The organism is Neorhizobium sp. S3-V5DH (genome assembly GCF_004343065.1).
In the GTDB taxonomy this organism is placed as follows: Bacteria; Pseudomonadota; Alphaproteobacteria; order Rhizobiales; family Rhizobiaceae; genus Neorhizobium; species Neorhizobium huautlense.
Genome location: NZ_SMCL01000047.1, coordinates 1 through 2,535, shown reverse-complemented (window position 1 = coordinate 2,535; position 2,535 = coordinate 1). Strand labels below are relative to the sequence as shown.

Genomic DNA, 2,535 nt, shown 5'->3' with positions numbered 1-2,535 from the left:
ATGTAGAGGCTATTTAGTAATGCGACAGTTGGGCCAGTTAGAGATGCGACAGTCTCGCCTCTCGACGCACTGGTCAAAGCCAACGTTGGGAGCAAGGATGACGATCTTCAGCCTGGTCGAGACCATGAGCGGTCGGAGTCGTCATGTCCTGTTTGATCACCATGTCGCAGAAAGAATTGCATCGCCTCGAACTCATCCAGAAGATCCGTGACGAGCGCTTAAGCGTCGTCGAGGCTGCCCAACGGCTCGACCTCAGTCGAAGTCAGGTCCATCGGCTGCTGCAGGCCTATGACCGAGATGGCCCTGCCGGCCTTGTTTCAAAGAAGCGATCACGGCCGAGCAATCGGCGTCACAGCGAGGAATTTCGCAATGCGGCTCTGGATCTGATCCGCGAACGGTACCCGGATTTCGGCCCGACACTGGCACGCGAGAAGCTGATCGAGGTGCACCGGATCTCGGTCGCCAAGGAAACGCTGCGGCAATGGATGACCGAGGCCGGCATCTGGATCTCGCGTCGCGAGCGCAAGAAGCGGGTTTTCCAGCCACGCGGCCGGCGCGACTGCTTTGGCGAGCTGGTGCAGATCGACGGGTCGCATCACTGGTGGTTCGAGAACCGTGGCCCCAAATGCGCCCTGCTCGTCTATATCGACGATGCCACCGGCAAGCTCTTGCATCTTCGCTTTGCCGGATCGGAGAATACGTTCGACTATCTGCACGCAACCAAGGCCTATCTGCAGCAATGGGGCAAGCCGCTGGCGTTCTACAGCGATAAGCATGGCGTTTTCCGCAGCACGCATGCGTCGGAGAAAGACCGGACGAGCGGCCTGACACAGTTCGGTCGGGCGCTTTATGAGCTGAACATCGACATCATCTGCGCCAACACCCCGCAGGCCAAAGGCCGTGTGGAGCGCGCCAATCAGACATTGCAAGATCGTCTGGTGAAGGAGATGCGGCTTCGCGGCATCGACACGATCGAGGCCGCCAATGCCTATGCGCCTGATTTTATTGCGGATTTCAACGCACGTTTCGGCAAGCAGCCGCGCAATCCGAAGGACATGCACCGGCCGTTGGCCGATCACGAGAACCTTGATGGCGCCATGTGCCGCAAGGAAGTTCGCACGCTGTCGCAGGCTTTGACGCTGCGCTACGACAAGGTGCTGTTCATTCTCGATCCGACCGACATTTCCAGACCCTTGGCGGGGCAAAAGGTGATCGTTTGCGACTATCCGGACGGGCGGCTCGAGATCATGCACGAGAGCTTTGCCCTACCCTACAGAACCTTCGACAAGTTGCGGTCGGTGCATCGGCCGGAAGTCGTCGAGAACAAGCGTCTGGACGACATGCTGTCGATCGTTGCGGAGATGCAGGTTGGACGAGAACAGCAACGTAGCAAAAGCGGCCCTCGCCGCACTGGCCAGGCGGATCATATGTTCGGCATTCGGGACGGCAGCACAGCCAACGGCTATCAGAAGCGAGGACGCAAGCCGAGGACAGATTACATGAACGATCCGGCGGGGATTGCGCGGCGAGAGAAAGCGTTATCGAGGCAACCAGCGGCGGAATAAAAATCGTCAGTGCACGCCGATATCGCTCTGCGTATCCGATTCCAATTGCAGGCAGGCGGACCAAAGCGGCGTCTTATGGAAGGATCCATCCTGGAAGAGTGTGAGCCCCTCTCGTGCTTCATAGAGCAAACCAAGCCAGCACAAGCGCCGTAGGACGCCATATTGGATATCGGACTTTAACTCCCAGGCTTCCAGGGTCATTTCGGTGTCGGACAGAGGCGCGAAGTCTGGATAGAGGATCTTCACAATCTCCAGTGGCGTGCACCCTTTTCTAGCTTTGATATTGAGAAGATTGAGGAACATGCGCCACCAGCGTAACCGCGCCTGAACGTCCTCTTGCCGATCGGTCACATGGACATATGAATAGAGATAATCCGTGGCGACCAGATCGAAGAAGGCTTGTGGGTTTGCCAGAAACTCGCGGCCCCGTTTGGTTGGCAGCAGCACGTCCTTTTTCCGGCGAAGTAGCTTCAGATGACGGGTCATGTCTCGCACGACCCAGAGCGGCGGCATGTCGCGTTCGTTCAGCACTTTGTTCATGCTGTAGAGGTCTTCGGCTGTGAACCCTGGCCAAAGAAAGTGTACGGCGGCCCAATGCACGAACTTGCGGTTCATGGCGCCGGTCGCGGTCAATCCTATGCCACCCTCACCGTCAGCGTAGGCCACGGAAAGAAGCATGCCGCGAAGAAGTGGCGACAGCGCGGCGACATCGACATCACCCTGCAGTTTGATTTCCGGAAGCATCGTGCCGCTTTGAACCCTACCCCGCCCCATGCAGGTGAGCCAAGTATCAACCGGCGACGGAATAATTGCTATCGAGAAAGCTAAAGCCGAAGGGGGTGCCCCTCACCCGCCCCCGCTCCGCCCTTTCAACCCGGCCCAGCCGGCCGGATCGGGGGCTGATCATCAGAGCCAGTGTCGCGCTTCTAACTGGATAACAGCGTCGCAGCCCTATTCAGCTTTGACATTG

At 58.2% G+C, this 2,535-nt stretch carries 2 protein-coding genes; one reads left to right on the top strand and one right to left on the bottom strand.

Annotation, left to right across the window (positions count from 1 at the left end; all coding sequences use genetic code 11):
- The first annotated feature begins 143 nt into the window (after positions 1-143).
- The gene (locus EDE09_RS27890; RefSeq protein ID WP_132413610.1) at positions 144-1,565 is read left to right on the top strand and encodes an ISNCY family transposase; all 1,422 of its coding nucleotides are present in this window, start codon (positions 144-146) and stop codon (positions 1,563-1,565) included.
- A gap of 6 nt (positions 1,566-1,571) precedes the next feature.
- Here the strand turns inward: EDE09_RS27890 and EDE09_RS27885 are convergent, their stop codons facing one another.
- Complete coding sequence (locus tag EDE09_RS27885; protein WP_112803681.1) at positions 1,572-2,309, bottom strand: hypothetical protein; 738 nt, start codon at positions 2,307-2,309, stop codon at positions 1,572-1,574.
- Between the last annotated feature and the right edge of the window lie 226 nt (positions 2,310-2,535).